Annotated in this window: 15 protein-coding genes; 13 read left to right on the top strand and 2 right to left on the bottom strand. The window is 56.2% G+C overall.

From position 1 onward, the window contains the following. The first annotated feature begins 67 nt into the window (after positions 1-67). From EYY67_RS12090 to panE, 4 genes are all read left to right on the top strand, one after another. Positions 68-1,582 (top strand): sugar ABC transporter ATP-binding protein, encoded by a 1,515-nt coding sequence (locus tag EYY67_RS12090; RefSeq protein WP_095925445.1) that lies wholly within the window; start codon positions 68-70, stop codon positions 1,580-1,582. Continuing rightward, positions 1,579-2,592, top strand: a complete 1,014-nt coding sequence (locus EYY67_RS12095; RefSeq protein WP_131693582.1) for an ABC transporter permease — start codon at positions 1,579-1,581, stop codon at positions 2,590-2,592. Before EYY67_RS12090 ends, EYY67_RS12095 begins: the two co-directional genes overlap by 4 nt. Beyond that, the gene (locus EYY67_RS12100; RefSeq protein ID WP_131693583.1) at positions 2,589-3,611 is read left to right on the top strand and encodes an ABC transporter permease; all 1,023 of its coding nucleotides are present in this window, start codon (positions 2,589-2,591) and stop codon (positions 3,609-3,611) included. Before EYY67_RS12095 ends, EYY67_RS12100 begins: the two co-directional genes overlap by 4 nt. Before the next feature lie 188 nt (positions 3,612-3,799). Continuing rightward, a complete protein-coding gene (gene panE, locus EYY67_RS12105; RefSeq protein ID WP_119824817.1) occupies positions 3,800-4,723 on the top strand; it encodes a 2-dehydropantoate 2-reductase in 924 nt (307 codons plus the stop codon). Between the two features lie 516 nt (positions 4,724-5,239). Here panE and EYY67_RS12110 read toward each other — a convergent pair. Together EYY67_RS12110 and ptrR are read right to left on the bottom strand one after the other, a co-directional pair. Beyond that, positions 5,240-5,647, bottom strand: a complete 408-nt coding sequence (locus EYY67_RS12110; RefSeq protein ID WP_119824818.1) for an H-NS family histone-like protein — start codon at positions 5,645-5,647, stop codon at positions 5,240-5,242. Positions 5,648-6,193: 546 nt separating this feature from the next. Next, positions 6,194-7,078: a putrescine utilization regulator PtrR gene (gene ptrR, locus EYY67_RS12115; protein WP_131693584.1), complete on the bottom strand. Its 885-nt coding sequence runs from the start codon at positions 7,076-7,078 to the stop codon at positions 6,194-6,196. A gap of 100 nt (positions 7,079-7,178) precedes the next feature. On the opposite strand from ptrR, the gene EYY67_RS12120 reads away from it, so the two are divergent. The 9 genes from EYY67_RS12120 to EYY67_RS12160 all read left to right on the top strand — a co-directional run bounded on the left by EYY67_RS12120 (position 7,179) and on the right by EYY67_RS12160 (position 17,715). Beyond that, on the top strand, positions 7,179-8,570 hold the full coding sequence (locus EYY67_RS12120; RefSeq protein ID WP_131693585.1) for an aldehyde dehydrogenase family protein: 1,392 nt from the start codon (positions 7,179-7,181) through the stop codon (positions 8,568-8,570). Positions 8,571-8,910: 340 nt separating this feature from the next. Continuing rightward, complete coding sequence (locus EYY67_RS12125) at positions 8,911-10,500, top strand: arylsulfatase (RefSeq protein ID WP_131693586.1); 1,590 nt, start codon at positions 8,911-8,913, stop codon at positions 10,498-10,500. A 51-nt stretch (positions 10,501-10,551) separates the two neighbouring features. Further along, positions 10,552-11,847, top strand: a complete 1,296-nt coding sequence (locus EYY67_RS12130) for an anaerobic sulfatase maturase (protein ID WP_119824825.1) — start codon at positions 10,552-10,554, stop codon at positions 11,845-11,847. Further along, the gene (locus EYY67_RS12135) at positions 11,844-12,842 is read left to right on the top strand and encodes an AAA family ATPase (RefSeq protein WP_131693587.1); all 999 of its coding nucleotides are present in this window, start codon (positions 11,844-11,846) and stop codon (positions 12,840-12,842) included. Before EYY67_RS12130 ends, EYY67_RS12135 begins: the two co-directional genes overlap by 4 nt. After that, entirely contained in the window at positions 12,842-13,747 is a 906-nt protein-coding gene (locus EYY67_RS12140) for a DUF58 domain-containing protein (RefSeq protein ID WP_131693588.1), read from the top strand. The genes EYY67_RS12135 and EYY67_RS12140 overlap by 1 nt, the downstream gene beginning before the upstream one ends. Next, a complete protein-coding gene (locus tag EYY67_RS12145) occupies positions 13,748-14,188 on the top strand; it encodes a DUF4381 family protein (protein WP_131693589.1) in 441 nt (146 codons plus the stop codon). It abuts the gene before it with no gap. Next, positions 14,181-15,158, top strand: coding sequence for a VWA domain-containing protein (locus EYY67_RS12150; RefSeq protein ID WP_131693590.1), 978 nt, complete (start codon positions 14,181-14,183; stop codon positions 15,156-15,158). The genes EYY67_RS12145 and EYY67_RS12150 overlap by 8 nt, the downstream gene beginning before the upstream one ends. Next, complete coding sequence (locus EYY67_RS12155; RefSeq protein WP_131693591.1) at positions 15,155-16,681, top strand: vWA domain-containing protein; 1,527 nt, start codon at positions 15,155-15,157, stop codon at positions 16,679-16,681. The genes EYY67_RS12150 and EYY67_RS12155 overlap by 4 nt, the downstream gene beginning before the upstream one ends. After that, on the top strand, positions 16,678-17,715 hold the full coding sequence (locus tag EYY67_RS12160) for a BatD family protein (protein ID WP_131693592.1): 1,038 nt from the start codon (positions 16,678-16,680) through the stop codon (positions 17,713-17,715). Before EYY67_RS12155 ends, EYY67_RS12160 begins: the two co-directional genes overlap by 4 nt. The last annotated feature ends 16 nt before the right edge of the window (positions 17,716-17,731 follow it).

The raw sequence follows: 17,731 nt of genomic DNA on the forward strand, positions 1-17,731 counted from the left end.
CCTGAATGCGGCTGACCGGTGCGCCGGTTGGCCGTTTTGTTGTGCTTAGCCAGACAGGGGAAACGACATGACTGATTCATCGACGCCGCTGCTGTCCTTACAGGGCATCAGCAAAGTCTTTCCGGGTGTCAGGGCGTTAAATAACGTTCACGTGGATTTGTATCCGGGAAAAGTAACCGCCCTGATTGGCGAAAACGGCGCGGGAAAATCGACGCTGGTGAAAGTCATGACCGGCATTTATCAGCCGGAAGAAGGCGAACTGCGTTATAAAGCGATTCCGATCAAACTGCCGAATCCGGAATCCGCGCATAAAGTCGGGATCACCGCGATCCATCAGGAAACCGTGCTGTTTGACGAGCTTTCCGTCACCGAGAATATTTTCGTCGGCCATTATCTTTATCGCGGGCTGTTCAGACGTCTGAACTGGCCGGCGATGCATCAGCAGGCGCGCGACATTCTGACCCGTCTGGAAGTGAATATTGATCCGCACGCCATTCTGAAAGAGTTAAGCATCGCGCAGCGCCATATGGTGGCGATTGCCCGTGCGCTGTCATTTGATGCGCAGGTGGTGATCCTCGATGAGCCGACGGCGGCACTTTCTCAGCATGAAATCGTTGAGTTTTATCAGATAGTTGAACGCCTGAAACGCGAAGGCAAAGCCATCCTGTTTATCTCGCACAAGTTCGACGAGATTTTCTCTATCTCCGATTACTACACGGTTTTGCGCGACGGCAGTTATGTCGGTTCCGGCAAAATCAGCGACATCAGCGAACAGCAGATGGTGACCATGATGGTGGGTCGTGAAGTCAGTCAGGCTTACCCGAAAGTGAACTGTGAACCGGGCGAGACGGTACTGGAAGTGCAAAACCTCAGCCATCCGACCGAGTTTGCGGGCATTAATTTTTCGCTGCGCAAGGGCGAAATCCTCGGCTTTTACGGGCTGGTCGGCGCGGGGCGTACCGAACTGATGCAGGCGCTGTTTGGCGTCACCCAGCCCGGCGGCGGAAAAATTCTGATCCACGGCAAAGAACACCATTTTTCGCGTCCTTCTCAGGCCATCCGGGCGGGGATTGTGTACGTGCCGGAAGAGCGCCAGAAACAAGGCGCAATCATTGATTTGCCGATCAGTCAGAACATCAGTCTGCCGCAGCTCAGCCAGCTCAATCCGCGTGGCGTGCTGAATGACAAAAAAGAGTGGGCGCTGGCCGATGATTACGCCAGACGGTTGCAGGTCAAAGCCTCCAGCTGGAAACAGGCCGTGGGCACGCTGTCGGGCGGCAATCAGCAAAAAGTGGTGATCGCCAAATGGCTGGCGACCAGACCGGACATCATCATTCTCGATGAGCCGACCAAAGGCATTGATATCGGCTCAAAAGCGGCGGTACATCAGTTTATGTCTGAACTGGTCGGGCGCGGGCTGGCAGTGATTATGGTGTCGTCAGAATTACCGGAAGTGATGGGCATGGCCGATCGCATCATCGTGATGCACGAAGGGCTGATGGTGGCGGAATTCAATGCCGGTGAGGCAACCGCAGAAATGATTGTCAGCGCGGCCAGTGGCGCGGGCGAGGAGGCAGCATGATCAAAAACCTGCTGAAATACCGCGAGCTGCTGCTGGCGGTGGTCATCGTGCTGATGGTGTTCGGCGTCGGCGCGCGTTCGCCGGAGTTTGTCGGCGCGGGCAACCTGCTTGAGATGTTTAACGACACCTCGATTCTGATCATTCTGGCGCTCGGCCAGATGATGGTGTTGCTGACCAAAGGGATCGATTTGTCGATGGCCGCCAATCTGGCGCTGACCGGGATGATCGTCGCGCTGCTTAACTTCCACTATCCGCATATTCCGGTGTGGTCGCTAATTTTACTGGCGACGGTACTCGGGCTGGTGATGGGCGCGATTAACGGGTTGCTGGTGTGGAAAGTCGGTATTCCGCCGATTGTGGTGACGCTCGGCACCATGAGCATTTATCGCGGCATTATCTTCCTGCTCTCAAACGGCGGCTGGATTAACGCCCATCAGATGAGCCCGGCGTTCCTCAGTCTGCCGCGCGCCACCTTTATCGGCCTGCCGCTGCTCGGCTGGTGCGCGATTGCCGCTCTGATTCTGGTGGCCTATTTCCTGCGATACAGCCGCACCGGTCGCGCTTTATATACCGCAGGCGGTAACGCCACCGCGGCGTATTACACCGGCATTAACGCGGGCAAAATGCAGTTCGTCAGCTTCTGCCTTTCCGGCGCGCTGGCCGGGTTCTGCGGCTATCTGTGGATTTCACGTTTCGCCGTCGCCTACGTAGACGTCGCCAACGGTTTCGAGTTGCAGATCGTCGCAGCCTGCGTGATCGGCGGCATCAGCACCATGGGCGGCATCGGCTCGGTGGTCGGCTGCCTGCTCGGCGCGCTGTTCCTCGGCGTCATCAACAACGCCCTGCCGGTGATTGAAGTCTCACCGTTCTGGCAGATGGCCATTTCCGGCGGCGTGATTGTCATCGCCGTGATCCTCAACGAACGCGCCAACAAACGTAAAGGACGGCTGATCCTGCGCCACTCCCCTGCCGTCCAGCCTGTGCGAACTGATACCGGGGTAAGATCATGAACAAGACCTTAACGTCGCGCAACACGCCGCAGACCTCTCAGGCCGGGAACGCACCGATGGCGGTGACGCCGTTCTTCCGCCGTCTGATGTGCTGGGAAGGTTTCCTGCTGCTGGTGACGCTGCTGGTGTTTGTGATGAACGCCTTCGCCTCGCCGTATTTCCTCAATATCTGGAATCTGTCGGACGCGACCTTTAACTTCACCGAAAAAGCCATCATCGTCCTGCCGATGGCGATGCTGATTATCGCCCGCGAAATCGATTTGTCGGTCGCGTCAACCATGGCGCTGAGTTCCACCATTATGGGATTCTGCGCGCAGGCCGGGTTACCGACGCCAGCACTGGTGGGCGTCGGGCTGAGCGTGGGGTTGCTGTGCGGATTAATTAACGGCCTGCTGGTCACACGACTGAATCTGTCTTCTATCGTCATTACCATCGGGACCATGAGCCTGTTCCGCGGCATCACCTATGTGTTGCTTGGTGACCAGTCACTTAACCACTATCCCGCCAGTTTTGCCTGGTTTGGTCAGGGGTATGTCTGGGGGCCGTTGTCGTTTGAGTTCGCGCTGTTCCTGGTACTCGGCGCAGTGTTCTATTTCCTGCTGCATAAAACCAACTTCGGCCGTCGCACCTATGCCATCGGCAACAATCCGGTCGCCGCATGGTATTCCGGTATTAATGTGAAACGCCACAACCTGACGCTGTTTGTGCTGGTCGGGGTGATGTCCGGACTGGCAGCGGTGCTGCTGACTTCACGGCTCGGCAGCACGCGTCCGACGCTGGCGCTCGGCTGGGAACTGAGCGTGATCACCATGGCGGTGCTCGGCGGGGTCAGCGTGCTCGGCGGTTCCGGCAGCATGACCGGGGTGATTATTGCAGCGTTCCTGATGGGGCTGCTGACCTTCGGTCTCAGCCTGCTGAATGTGCCGGGGATTGTGATGTCGGTGATTGTCGGTGCGATGCTGATTGTGGTGATTTCACTGCCGGTGCTGTACCGCAAGGTGCTGGCGCGGGGGAAATAGCGGTGTAACTCCCCCGTCTTCGGGCGGGGGAGTTACATTCTCATCCCACATTTGTACCGACTTTACACCCGCCATATTCATACTGACATTTCATTTCTTTTCAGCAATGCTTGCTTCCCGCAGCCCTCCTCCCGTAGTTTAAAACTTACTGGTTTATTTCTGAATGTCTTGAACAATGGGGAAAATATATGCGGATTCTGGTGGTGGGAGCTGGCGCGACCGGCGGATATTTTGGTGCGCGGCTGGCACAGGCCGGGCAGGATGTGACGTTTCTTTTACGTGAAAAACGGGCGCAGGCCGTTCAGCAGGACGGGCTGACCATTCACAGTCCGCACGGTGATTTCCATTTCCAGCCCAATGTCTTACAGGCATCGCAGCTGACCGGGCCTTATGACCTGATTTTGCTGACGGTAAAAAGTTTCGGGCTGGAAGCGGCAATGAAAGATATCGCACCGGTTGTCGGTGAAAACACCATGGTGATGCCGGTACTTAACGGGATGAAACACATGGAGACGCTGAGTCTGCGTTTCGGTGAACACGCCCTGATCGGCGGCTTATGTAAAATCAACGCCACGCTTGATGCCGACGGGCATATTCACCAGATGACGCCAATGCACCAGATTATTTACGGCGAGCTGTCCGGCGAAAAAACCGAACGTATTCTGAAAGTCGACGAGGCATTTCAACGTGCCGATATCGACGCCGTGCTGTCTGAAACGATTATCACGGATTTGTGGGAGAAGTGGCTGCTGCTCTCGAGCTTCGGCGCCATCACCTGCTCCATGCGCGGCAATATCGGTCAGGTGGCGTCTGCACCGGGCGGCACAGAGTTCGCCCAGGCTATCGTCACCGAGGCACTGACCACCATGAAAGCCTTTGGCTACGCGGAACGCGCGGCGGCGGTGGCAAAAGTCAGGGAATCGGTAACCGATAAAAACTCACCGCAGACCTCCTCCATGTACCGCGATATGACGCAGGGAAATCCGGTTGAAGCCGATCAGATTATTGGTGATCTGGTCGAGCGCGCCACGCGTGTCGGGATCAATATTCCGTTGTTGCAGGCGGCGTATACGCATTTGTGTGTATACCAGGAAAACCTGCCTCATCGCTGAATATCTGTCTGCCGTCCCCTCTCTGGCCCGTGTTTGCGGGCCATTGATGAGCAATGCTTAACTGTTTCAATAATATCCGGTCGGGTTTAATACTTTCCTGCAGATGGATATTAAACATCGTCCGCAGGTGGCCGTCGTAATATTGCGTTAAAAATTCTCCGGACGGTAATGCATCATTCTTAATCGTTCAGGTATGTACGCCCCTTTTACCAGGACGCAGGTTTAATCCAGCGGGTATCGCGCAGCGTCCTAAAACAAACACCCGCGAGTGATCGTAATTTACGCAGGGGAATATCAGGGTTGTACAGACGTTCCGGTAAACGAAGTGATGTTGATCTTACTTGCTGAGACTCAAATTCACATTAAGAGACATTATTGAATGGGCGGAAAGGACAAAGAGGAGAGAAGGCGATCTTTAACGTCAATGAATAACAGGGAAAAGAATAGTGTTAACAAATAGCTTATCTGCCCTGTAATAAACAGAGCAGACAAGATCCAAACACATCAGCGGTTCGGTTAACGCGCGATCAGGAAGCTTTCCAGTGTCGCGCCGCCATCCAGAGCGGCTTTAATAGCAGAAGGAGTACGACCCTGGCCGGTCCAGGTTTTCTTCTCACCATCGGTGTCGGTGTAGGCATAAATCGCCGGACGCGGTTTACGTTTTGCTTTGGTGCTTTCTTTCACTGGCTGGTGGCCCAGCAGGTCATCAATGGCGATGCCATCGTTAGCCAGCATTTCACGGTATTTCAGTAATTTTTCGTCACGTTCCTGCTGCTGTGCGCTGAGTGCTTTTGCATTATCGCGCGATTCTTCAACAACTGCGGTCAGCTTCTCAAGAATTTCTTCGAGAGTGCTCAGTGGCATTTCACGAGCCTGAGCCCGAAGTGTACGGATATTATTCAAAACGTTTAACGCGTTGTCCATGATGTGCTCACTTTAGAGGGGTATCATTAAATTAGTGACCCTGATTCTACACAAACAAATAATGATATCAATTGCGCAAGGATAATATTACACGCTATTACACAATTCCTGTGGCAGCGTTTTACTTGTTGCCGGGCGGCATTCGTGTTTTTTTATAAGGACTTGTTGTGTCTGAATAAATTAAATTTTAACGAACAAACGACTTCGCAGACTTCAAAATAAGCAAAAAAATATTATTAACGCAAATTTGCGCGCCTTTATAATAGTCTCGCTGCGTGAATAAATCATGTTGCTATTATGTACAAAACGTACACATTCTTTATCTTCCGGTGCGGTTTTTTGATGTTCAATTACACATCCCGATAAAAATAATCCTAAAATGCCGCGCAAAAGGCATTAACGGCACAAAATTTTAGAAGCGATTTAACCGTCATGGTTTTAAACTGTGATTCGAATCACAGTAAATATCAGGGTAAACCATGTTCAAAACCATTTTCGTCGTCTGTGCCGCCTGTGTGATGTTAAAGCTTGCGCTGGACTGGCAGATTATTTTGCAGGTTGCGGAAGGCTGACCGTCACTTCTGAAGCCATCCTGGTAAACTCCGACAAGTTTCGTGTTAACACTCCCCGCCGCCACATCAGCCAGGTGGTGAGATAACGGTAGTTATCCGCAAGCGGCCAGAGACTTACCGTGCCGCTTCCCGGCATACTTTCCAGCATACTGCGCGGCATCAGCGCCAGCCCGCCTCCGGCAATCACGCACGCCAGCATGCCGTGGTAGGATTCCATTTCGTAGATTTTTCCGGGCGCGGCCCCGTCATCCGCAAACCAGCTTTCGAAATGCCGCCGGTATGAACAATTTGAGCGGAACGCATACACAATTTCGCCATTGACGTCCTGCCCGCGTGTCACCGGCGCGTGATGCCGCGGTGCAACGATAACCATCTCTTCCTGAAATACCGGCATGCCATCCAGCACCGGATGCAGCACCGGCCCGTCAACAAAGGTCGCTTCCAGTTCGCCTTCCAGCAATTTATCCAGCAGTTCGCCGGACGGGCCGGTGCTCAGCGCCAGTTCAACTTTGCTGAACTGCTGATGATAACGCGCCAGCAGCGCCGGAATGCGCACCGCCGCCGCGCTTTCCAGCGCACCCAGAGCGAATACGCCCTGCGGTTCCGTTCCCGCCACCGAGACTCTTGCCTCTTCGACCAGATCCAGAATGCGGTTGTTGTAGTTGAGAAAGTTACGTCCGGCCGGAGAAAGGCGCAGCCGCTGGTTTTCGCGGATAAACAGTTCCACGCCCAGCTCTGCTTCCAGCTGCTTAATCCTTGTGGTCAGGTTTGACGGCACACGATGAACACGTTGCGCGGCGGCGCTGATACTGCCGGTTTCGGCAACGGCACGGAACATCTCCAGTTGTGACAGATTCATAGTCTTTCTCAAAAAGTGAACGGTTTACTTATTTTTATTCATTTTTATTCATCCCTGCAAGCCTCTATTCTTCACAGACCGGATTAATGAGGAATAAAAAATGACCACTGCCAGCACACAAACACACGCCATTTCACTGAACCCGTTCAACGGCGAACGCCTGGGTGAATACCCTTACGATACGCCGCTGGCACTTGAAGCGGCCGTTGCGCAGGGCAGCAACGCATTTAAACACTGGCGCAAAACCGATGTCGCGCAACGTGCCGCACTTCTGGTGCATCTCGCCGCTGAACTGCGTGAAGCCAGCGAAGATATTGCCCGCATGATCAGCCGTGAAATGGGTAAACCCGTGAAACAGGCGCGTGCGGAAGTCGAAAAATCAGCCAACCTGTGCGAATGGTATGCCCAGAATGGCCCGGCCATGCTGGCACCGGAACCGACACAGGTCGATAACGGTGAAGCGCACATTCATTATCGCCCTTCCGGCATGATCCTGGCGGTGATGCCGTGGAACTTCCCGGTCTGGCAAATTTTGCGCGGTGCGGTGCCTGCGTTGCTGGCGGGAAATACATTCCTTCTCAAGCCCGCCCCGAACGTCATGGGCACCACTTATCTGGTGAAACAGGCGGCACTGAAAGCCGGTTTCCCGGCGGGTGCGTTTGGTGTGATTAACGTTGGGAATGCGGCCGTAGCAGATCTGATTGCTGATCCGCGCGTGGTCGCCGTGACGGTCACCGGCAGCGTGCGCGCCGGTGCTGCGATTGCTGAACTGGCCGGTAAAGCCGTGAAGAAATGCGTGCTGGAACTGGGCGGTTCTGATCCGTTTATCGTGCTCAATGATGCCGATATAGATGCCGCCGTGAAAGCCGCCGTTGCCGGTCGCTACCAGAACACCGGGCAGGTTTGCGCTGCGGCAAAGCGTCTGATCATTGAAGAAGGCGTGCTGGAAACCTTTACTGAGAAATTTGTTGCCGCCACTCAGGCGCTGGTGACGGGCGATCCGCTGGATGACGCGACCTATATCGGCCCGATGGCACGTTTCGATCTGCGTGATGAGCTGGATAAGCAGATTCAGGACAGCCTGCGTGAAGGCGCAACCCTGTTACTGGGCGGCGAAAAAATGGCCGGTAATGGTAACTTCTACGCACCGACCATCCTGAGCAACGTCACGCCGGAAATGACCGCGTTCCGTCAGGAGCTGTTCGGGCCGGTGGCGGCGATCAGTGTCGCGCGTAACGCTGAACATGCCGTTGAACTGGCGAATGACAGCGATTTTGGTCTGACTGCGACCATTTTCACTGCTGACCTTGATCTGGCAGAACAGATGACCGGCGAGCTGGAAACCGGCGGTGTCTTTATCAACGGTTACAGTGCGTCCGATCCGCGCGTGGCATTTGGGGGTGTGAAGAAAAGTGGCTATGGCCGCGAATTGTCGCACTTCGGTTTACGCGAATTCTGTAACGTGCAGACCGTGTGGAGCAACCGTCAGTAGTCAGGAACCACAATGACAATCACAGGATTCCATAATCCTGTGATTGTCTTCTTATCCCGCTCATTCCCTCATTTCCCCCTGCTGTAGCCTTGTCTTTTCATAAAAAAGATAAAAACTTTTCACTTGCCCTGTTCAGAATTGTGCTTTGCGCAAATCAAAAGGCACAATTTAATGATTGATAATTCATCAGGTTATCATCTTTACAAAATCACACCGTGACAGACGCTTATTCCCTGCATTCCTTTTATTGCCTGTTCTTTCCGAAGGTAATGAGACATTTCAAAGCTTTACTATACTGAATTTGACTTAATCCCAGCCCTCAATGAACGGAGTGACCAATATGGTTAACAAAGTATCTTTCAGGCGGACGATGGTTGCCAGCATGCTCGCCCTGATGTCTGGCACCGCAGCAGCGGCAGATCCCACGCCCGCTGCGGGTTCACCTGAAAATGCCCCCAAGCAGGACACGTCAAAACCTAACATCGTGGTTATTTTTGGCGATGATATCGGTTACTGGAATTTAAGTACTTATAACCAGGGAATGATGGGATATAAAACGCCCAACATTGACAGTATTGCCAGTGAAGGTGCGAAATTTACTTCCTATTATGCTGAGCAGAGTTCCACCGCGGGGCGATCTTCCTTTATTACCGGACAAATGCCGTTCCGTACCGGGATGAGTAAAGTCGGTATGCCGGGTGCACCGCAAGGCCTGCAAAAAGAAGACCCGACCATCGCCAATATTCTCAAACAACTGGGTTACGCCACCGGTCAGTTTGGTAAAAACCATCTCGGTGACCGCGATGAGTTTCTGCCCACTGCGCACGGGTTTGATGAGTTCCTCGGTAACCTTTACCACCTGAATGCCGAAGAAGAACCTGAAAATCCGGATTACCCGAAAGATCCGGAATTCCGTAAACAGTTCGGCCCGCGTGGCGTCATTAAAAGCTCGGCGGATGGCAAAATCGAAGATACCGGCCCGCTTACCGTCAAACGTATGGGGACGGTGGATGAAGAAACCCTTGCCGCCAACAACGACTTTATGGAACGCCAGACCCATGCCGGTAAGCCGTTCTTCACCTGGTTTAACACCACCCGCATGCACAACAAAACACACCTGAAAGACGGCAGTATTGGTGTGACGGGGCTGGGCACTTACGCAGACGGCATGGTCGAGCATGACAAGATGGTCGGCGAGGTGTTGCAGAAGATTAAAGATCTCGGCATCGAAGATAACACTATCGTGCTGTACACCACCGATAACGGTCCGATGACGGCCACCTGGCCGGATGCGGGGATTACGCCGTTCCGTGGGGAGAAAAACACCGGCTGGGAAGGCGGTTTCCGCGTTCCGGCGATGATCCGATGGCCGGGCCACATCAAACCAGGCACGCTGATCAATGATATTTTCGGCAGTAACGACTGGTTCCCGACGCTGGTGGCAGCAGCCGGTGTGCCGGATATCAAAGAGCAACTCCTTAAAGGCTATAAAACGCCTTCCATCACCTACAAAGTTCATCTCGACGGCTATAACCAGCTCGATTTCCTGCAGGGCAAAGGCGAAGATCCGCGTAAGGAATTCTTCTACTGGAGCGATGACGGCGATCTGCTGGCTATCCGTTATGGCCGCTGGAAAGCCCACTTTATGATCCAGGAACACACCGGGCTGGATGTGTGGCGCTATCCGTTCACCATACTGCGCGCACCGATGATTTTCGATCTGGAAGTCGATCCGCTGGAGAAAGGCTCTGACGGTATGGGCTACAACACCTGGTACTACGACCGCCTGTTCCTGCTGGGTGGCGCGCAGAAATATGTGAAAGAGATGCTGGATACCTTCAAAGAGTTCCCGCCACGTCAGAAACCCGGTTCGTTCACGGTTTCCGATGCGTCGGCGATGCTTGAAGAAGGTGCAAACGCGAACAACTAACTTGTCACCCACCGGGCAGACCCCTGCCCGGTACTTCCCTCAGGAGGCGCGATGAAGTACAGCACCACATTGCCTGTTAAAGCATTACCGTCAGCAGAAAAGTATGACGGTACAGGCCCGGAATATACGCGACGCTTCCACGTAATGGCCAAGCCCAGCGGCTCAACCTGTAATCTCGATTGCTCCTACTGTTTTTACCTGAGTAAAGAAGATCTGCTGCATCAGGACCGGCACACCGGCATGAGTGATGAGGTGCTGGAGAATTTTATCCGCCAGTACATTGACGGTCAGGACGGCGAACAGGTGGTGTTCTCCTGGCAGGGCGGCGAGCCGACGTTAATGGGACTGCCGTTTTTTGAGAAGGTAGTGAAATTCCAGAAACAGTATCAGAAGCCCGGTCAGCGCATCGAAAACGATTTACAGACCAACGGCGTGCTGATTAACGACAAGTGGGCCGAGTTTCTGAAAGAACACCATTTTCTGGTGGGCATCTCCATCGATGGCCCGCGGGAACTTCATGACCGCTACCGCGTCACGCGCAGCGGCAAACCGACTTTCGACAAAGTCATGCAAGGCGTCGCGGCGCTGAAAAAATACAAGGTGCCTTTTAATGCACTGGTGACGGTCAACCGGACCAATGCCCGCTTTCCGCTGGAAGTGTATCGCTTTATGACGCGGGAACTGGGGGCAACCTATGTGCAGTTTAACCCGTGCGTCGAACCCGTTGATTTCAAAGTTACCGCGCCCCAGTTCTGGCGTGATGACACCATCCCGGTGACCGGCTCCCGCCGCGCCAGGCCAGGCGATCTGGATTCTGTCGTCACCGACTGGTCGGTCGATCCCAACGACTGGGGCACGTTCCTGATCGCGGTGTTTGAAGAATGGGTGAACAACGATTTAGGCCGCGTTCAGGTCAATCTGTTCGAAACCGCCGTCGCCCAGACCATGGGGATGCCCGCGCAGATTTGTACCGCCTCTGAATTTTGCGGCAAAGGGCTGGCGGTAGAGAAAAACGGCGATATTTATTCCTGCGACCACTACGTCTACCCGGAATACCAGCTGGGAAATATTGCCGATACGCAACTGGCGCACATGGCGTTTTCCGAACGTCAGAAAGCCTTCGGCATGGGGAAAAAAGACACCCTGCCCGCCTACTGCAAATCCTGCCCGTACCTGAAACTCTGCTGGGGAGAATGCCCGAAAAACCGCATCGTCCGCGCCCCGGACGGCGAAACGGGCCTTAACTATCTCTGTCCCGGCATCAAAGCTTTCTTTAACTACGCCGAGCCGATACTGGTGGGGATCGCCACGCTGGTGAAACGTGACTTTTCAGGATTAAAGCGATGACAAACAGAGAAAAGCTGTTGCAGCTTGAACAGCGGATGAATGAACAGGTGATCGGCCAGCAATCGCTGGTGCGCATGTTACTGATCGCCCTGCTGTGTGATGGTCATGTGTTGCTGGAAGGGCTGCCCGGACTGGCAAAAACCCGCGCCGTGCGCGAACTTGCCCGCCATGTGGAAGGCGAATTCAGCCGCATTCAGTTCACGCCGGATCTCCTGCCCTCTGACATTACCGGCAGCGAAATCTACCAGCAGCACGCCACCCGCGAAGAGGAACAGTTTCGCTTCCGCCCCGGTCCGGTGTTCGGCAACATTATTCTCGCCGATGAAATCAACCGTGCTTCGGCGCGAGTGCAGTCCGCCTTGCTGGAAGCCATGGAAGAACGCCATGTGACCGTGGCCGGAAAAACCTGGCCGTTGCCCGGTGTGTTTATGGTGCTGGCGACGCAAAACCCGGTGGATCAGGAAGGCACCTGGCCGCTGCCGGAAGCACAGCTTGACCGTTTTCTGATGAAAGTGCTGGTGGATTATCCGTCGCGGGAAAACGAACAAAAAGTGATGCAACTGGTGCGCGCCGAACAGCAGCAAAAATACCAGCAGACAGAGGTAGGATCCCCTGCGGAACAGGCGGAAACCCTAATGCTGACGCAACAGGATATCGCCACCTGCTGGCAGGAAATCTCTGCCATTTATGTCGCGCCGGTGGTGGAAAACTACATTGTGAATCTGGTCGAAATGACCCGCCATCCGCAGGGCGCCAGCGATACGCTGGCCAGCTACATTACCTTTGGCGCCAGTCCGCGCGGCACGCTGGCGTTCGATCGCTGCGGGCGTGCGCTGGCATGGCTGGAAGGCCGCGACGCGGTGTTGCCGGAAGATATCCGCCAGATTGCCCCTGCCGTATTGCGTCACCGCCTGATGCTCAGCTATCAGGCCAATGCCGATAACTGTTCGCCGGATGAGGTCATCCGCATGTTGCTCGACGCGGTGGTGGCCTGATGGAAAACCCGCTGGCGATTGACCGTGACACGCTGATGGCACTGGCCGGAGAGGCGAAACTGTTGTCGAATCCGCCGGGGCAAATCCCGCCCGGTGCGCTGGCCGGTGAACGGGTGTCGCGCCAGCAAGGGCGCGGATTAAATTTTGACAGTCTGCGGCGTTATCAGGCCGGTGATGATGTCCGGCTGATCGACTGGCAGGCCACCGCACGCCTGCGGACGCCGTGGATACGCCTGTATAACGAAGAGCGCGAGCGCCCGGTTTTTCTGATTGTCGATCAGCGGCTCGACATGTTCTTTGCCACGCGCGGGCAGACAAAATCGGTGGTGGCGGCAAAAATTGCCGGATTACTGGCCTGGCGCAGCTGGCACGACGGTGATCGGCTGGGGAGCGCCGTGTTCGGCGATGCCGGGTATGCCCTGCAAAAATGCCGGGCGCCCTCTGCAAATCTCAATCATGTGCTGGATGATTTACTCGACTATAACCAGGCGCTGCCGCCGCGTTATCCGGCAGAACCGGCCACGTCGTTGTCACTTTCCGCCGTCTTGCAACATGCCCGCCGGCTGATCCCGGCCGGTTCATGGGTGGCGCTGCTCAGTGATTTTCATGATCTGGATGCGGAATGCGAAGCCCTGCTGGCGGCCCTGCGCCGCCGCTGTGAAGTCAGCGCGTTTGTTATTCTCGACGATCTGCACCTTCGTCTGCCTGCCTCGGGCAATCTGGCGGCCAATTATCGCGGGCATGAAGCCGCGTTCTCCCTGTCAGGCGTGCTGCGCGATGAGATACAAAACAGCATCACCGCCCGCCTCAGCGCGCAGGAGAAAAAACTGACCCGGCTGGGGATCCGCGTCAATCAGATCGTGGTGACACAGGATTTACTCCGGCAACTGCAAAGGGGGCTCTGAATGCTGGAAAAAGGATTTAGCGTTCCGGATTTGTTTCAGCCCGCCCTGCCCGGCCGGTTCTCATGGTTTCCCCTTCCTCCCGGCTGGTTTGTTCTGGCGGGCGTGCTTATCGCGCTGCTGCTGATTTTTCTGCTGTATCGTCTGGCCCGCTGGCGGCGAAATCTCTGGCGACGTCAGGCGCTGGCCGCGTTGCGTGACGCGCACGATGCCGACGGCTGGCTCTCACTGATCAAACGTATTCTGTTAATGCATCAGCCCCGTGCGTCGGTCAGCCAGTGGCTGACACCGGAACACGTCCTGCAACAGGTCGATATTGATGCGGACCTGCGTCAGCAGCTCAGCGCGCGCTACTGCCAGCCGGAAAACACACTGGACAGTGAGCAAAATGCCCGTCTGCAATCCCAACTGAAAACCTGGCTGGAGAAACTGCCGCATGTCTGAGTTTCTGAGCCGCCTCGATTTCGCCTGGCCGTGGGCCGGTTTACTGATTTTCCTGCCGCTGATCAGCCGCTACTTCCTGCCTCGGGACAATGAGGTGAAAGAACGGGTGCGCGTGCCTTTCCTGCCCGAACTGATCGACGAAGTGAAACTCAACAGCCAGCCGGTGCGCAGCAGTAAACTGAGCAACATTCTGTTCTGGGTTATCTGGATGTTGCTGGTGGTGGCGCTTTCCCGACCGGAATACCTGACGCCGCCGCAGCATATTCAGAAGCCGATGCGCGACGTGGTGCTGATCCTCGATGTTTCCGGGTCGATGGCAAAAAACGATGTGGCGGGCGGCGAGACCCGTTTGCAGGCCGTGCAGGCGTCGGTGAGAAAGTTTGTCGAACAGCGTAAATCTGACCGCATCGGGCTGGTGATTTTTGCCAGCCACGCCTGGCCTTTCGCGCCCGTCAGTGAAGATAAACAGGCGTTGCAGACGCGGATCAATCAGCTGTCGCCCGGCATGATCGGACAACAGACGGCGATCGGCGACGCGCTGGGCGTCGGGGTGAAACTGCTGGATACCACCGCCAACAAAGACGCCAGCAAACTGGCGATTTTACTGACCGACGGCAATGACACCGCCTCGCAACTCGCCCCGCCGCTCGCGGCGCAACTGGCGGTGTCTCATCACGTTCAGGTGCATACCATTGCCTTTGGCGATGTCACCAGCACCGGCGATGACAAAGTCGATCTGCCGTTGTTGCAGGATATCGCCCGGATCACCGGCGGCAAATCCTGGACCGCCAGCAACTCCGGCGCGTCACTTGACAGCGTCTGGCAGGAAATCGATGCCATCACGCCGGTTCAGGTGAAATCCATCGGCTGGTCATGGCATATCCCGCTGTTCCAGTGGCCGTTACTGCTGGCGCTGGCGCTCCTGTTGCTGCTCAGTCTTGGGCGTTATTTCCGGGAGAAAACCGCATGAGCGATTTCCATTTCATCTACCCGTGGCGGTTATCCGGTCTGATACTGTGCATCCTGCTGGGGTTTATCACCACGCGCCAGCGCAGCGCCTGGCACCGGATTATGGATAAACCTTTCGCGAAGGCGCTGATTATCGGGCAGCAAAAACGCCTGACCCGCGCCCTGCCGTGGGTGATGGCGCTGGGCGTGATTGCCCTTTCCGGCCCCACCTGGCAGCGGGAATTACCGGCCGCGCTGACACCACAAAGTGACATGATGGTCATTCTGCAACAGGACCCGGCGATGATGGCGCAGGATCTGGCCCCGAGCCGTCATCAGCGTATGCAAAGCAAAATCATGGATCTGATGACCCGCACGCCGGGCACCCGTTTCGGGCTGGTGGTGTATCACGCGCAGGCGTGGCTGACCACGCCGCTGACGCAGGATCCGGCGTTTTATTCGTTGTTTCTTCATGCACAGACGCCGTCACTTTTGCCGGAAGGCGAAGGGTCCGGTCTGCGGCAGGCTGTCGCGCTGGCGCAAAAAAACATGCCCGCGGCACAGGATGCGCCGCGTAATTTGCTGCTGATCGCCGATTCCCTGACGGCTGAAGATGCCCGCTGGCTGACAGAGTCCGGGCTGCCGATCCAGATCTGGGTGCCGGGTACGGCGCGCGGCGGTGCGCTGCCGCAGGCGTATGACGGGCGCGGTATCGATACCCGTCTCAATGTTCAGCGGTTCAGCGAGACCAGCGACGGCGGCGTGCCGGTGACGCTGGTCACCAGCGACGACAGCGATATTTCGGTGATCGCCAGCCATATCCGGCAATCCGTTGCCGCCCAAAACAACGCCCGCGCCGACCTGCACTGGAAAAACAGCGGCTATCTGCTGGTGATACCGGTGCTGCTGTTGCTGCTGTTCTGCCGACGTCAGCTGATTTGCTGGCTGGTGGTGGCGCTGCCGTTGATGCTGTATCTGCCGCAGGGACAGGCGGCGTGGCGCGATGCGTGGATCAGCCCTGATATGCAGGGGCAACGGGCCTTTGATAAAGGGCAGTATTCACAGGCGGCAGAACGTTTTCAGGATCCGCTGTGGCAGGGGATTGCCTGGTATCGCGCCGGTAATTTTGTCGCCGCCACCTCTGCGTTTCGTCAGGCTCCGCAGACCGCCGATGTGCTGCTGTGGACCGGCAACAGCTACGCGCAGCAAAAGCTGTGGCAACCGGCCATCAACAGTTACGATCAGGCGCTGAGCCTGCGCCCCGGCTGGAAAATGGCGCAGGATAACCGGGCAAAAATTGCCAAAATCATCATGACGCTTCGCCAGCAGGAGCGCGACCGGCAGTCTGCACAGGGCAAGGAAAAGGACTACAAACCCGACGACATCAAATACGATCTGAAGAAAAATCAGGGCGTGAACCAGAAGGATATTCAGCCGGTCGCCAGCGCGAATCCGCAGGTCAGCCAGTGGTATGACAATCTGGACGTATCCCCTTCCGGCCTGCTGGAAAATCTCTACCGTTCAAATCAGGAGGTCGCCCCATGAGAGGCCTGTTGCTGATATTGCTGCTGGCCGTGTTACCGGCACGCGCCGCCATGGACATTACCCGCGAACTGGTCGCGCCCGATAACGTGGTGCCCGGACAACCGCTGCGCGTGGCCGTGACCTTCTGGACTGACACCTGGTTTAATCCGCCACCGCAATGGCCGGCCTTTGTGATTGAAAACGGATCACTGCTAACCACGCCGTTACCGAATCAGTTACTGAGCCGCCATAAAGACGGCACCAGCTGGAGCGGGATCCGCCTCGAACGGCAGGTGATGGCCTGGGATCAGGGCGTGCTGCGGCTTCCTGAGACCGAAGTGACGCTGACCTCCCCCGGTCAGCCGCCGGTCACCGTGCCGCTTCCGGCACTGGAAAAACCGGTGAACTGGCCGCAAGACACCCGGCAACCGGACCGGTTTTTACCCGCCAGCCACCTGACCCTGAGCCAGAAAATCACCCAGTTTCACGCCGCCGATGATCAGCAACTTCATGCCGGGGATGTGATTGAACGGGCGGTGACGGTGCAGGCCGGAGGCATTGTGGCGAACCAGATCCCCCGCCTGCTTTACGCCATTCCGGGCACGGAAACGCAGGGGCTGCCTGCGGAGAATCAGTTGCTGACCCGCGGACGCGGGGATGTGGAAGGCGCACAGCGGACGGAACGCCTGCGTTATCTGCCGTCACAGGCGGGTACCGTGACCCTGCCGCCGGTTCAGCTCAGATGGTGGGACACCGGCCATCAGCAATGGCAACTGGCCGACCTGCCCGGCGCATCCTTTCAGGTAGCGGCGGCACGGGGTGCAGGCAGCGAAGCCGCGTTGCGCGGCACCACTGGCGAACAAAAATGGCGCCCTTACCTGCTGGCAGGCGCGGCGGTGATCCTGGTGATTTTCCTGTGGTTCAGCCGACGTCTGATCGCACGCAGTTGCCGCTATCTGGCTCGCCGCTGGCATCGCTTCTGGCATCCTGTGCCGCTGCCGGATCTCAGCCCCGTCAGCCAGCAGAAGAATCCGCGACAATTACCGCCCTTTTGACAGGTTATTTGCGCGA

This window comes from Rahnella victoriana (assembly GCF_004330295.1).
Classification (GTDB): Bacteria; Pseudomonadota; Gammaproteobacteria; order Enterobacterales; family Enterobacteriaceae; genus Rahnella; species Rahnella victoriana.